General features: G+C 65.6%; 1 protein-coding gene. It reads left to right on the forward strand.

Translation table 11 applies throughout. The features are described from left to right. On the forward strand, nucleotides 1-678 hold a 678-nt coding region (locus DAT37_RS26055), incomplete at both ends, for a helix-hairpin-helix domain-containing protein (protein ID WP_456320126.1).

Genomic DNA, 678 nt, shown 5'->3' on the forward strand with positions numbered 1-678 from the left:
TCGAGGGGGGCATGAAGGCCAACGGCTACTCCGCCGAGGCCGTCAAGACCCTCTGGGACATCCTGCTGCCGTTCTCCGACTACGCCTTCAACAAGGCCCACTCGGCGGCCTACGGCCTGGTGTCCTACTGGACGGCCTACCTCAAGGCCAACCACCCCGCCGCCTATATGGCCGCGCTGCTGTCGAGCGTCAAGGACGACAAGGACAAGTCGGCCCTCTACCTCAACGAGTGCCGCCGCATGGGCATCAAGGTGTTCCCGCCGGACGTCAACGACTCCGACTTCGACTTCACCCCGCGCGGCACCGACATCCGCTTCGGCCTGTCGGCGGTCCGCAACGTCGGCGCCAACGTCGTCGACGGCGTCATCATCGCGCGCAGGGAGAAGGGCCGCTTCGCCGACTTCAAGGACTTCCTGCGCAAGGTCCCGGCCATCGTCTGCAACAAGCGGGTGATCGAGTCGCTGATCAAGGCGGGGGCGTTCGACTCGCACGGCCACGTCCGCAAGGGCCTGGTCATGGTGCACGAGCAGGCCGTCGACGCGATCATCGACATCAAGAAGAACGAGGCCATCGGCCAGGACTCCCTGTTCGGCGCGATCGAGGGCGGCGAGGACCAGACCTTCGACGTGCAGATCCCGGTGGGGGAATGGGACAAGAACACCCTGCTGCAGTTCGAGC

It is taken from the genome of Nocardia aurea (assembly GCF_003123685.1).
GTDB classification, from domain to species: domain Bacteria; phylum Actinomycetota; class Actinomycetes; order Mycobacteriales; family Mycobacteriaceae; genus Nocardia; species Nocardia aurea.